1 protein-coding gene is annotated in these 268 nt (G+C 45.1%); it reads left to right on the plus strand.

The features are described 5' to 3' along the window. On the plus strand, positions 1–263 hold a 263-nt coding region (locus J5M71_RS29720), incomplete at its 5' end, for a hypothetical protein (protein WP_207839147.1). Positions 264–268: the final 5 nt, after the last annotated feature.

Consider the following 268-nt stretch of genomic DNA (forward strand, 5'->3'; position numbering starts at 1 on the left):
TTCGCCTCCCGCTACGAGAGATCGCAGCGAGTCAAGTGTTTGAAGTCAAACGAGTTTCTCGCAAAAAACTTCAAAATAAACGCTTGACAGCAAATGAGGAAAGCGTAGAATGCGCGCCTCGGTTGAGGCGAAAAGCTCTTGACCAAACGCTCTTTAACAAATCGAATCAAGCAATTCGTGTGGGTGCTTGTGAGTACGGACTGATAGTCACAAAGATTATCAGCATCACAAGTGGCCATGCGAGAAATCACATAGTCATTTGAGATTG

It is taken from the genome of Pseudomonas sp. 43(2021), from assembly GCF_017490805.1.
GTDB lineage: Bacteria > Pseudomonadota > Gammaproteobacteria > Pseudomonadales > Pseudomonadaceae > Aquipseudomonas.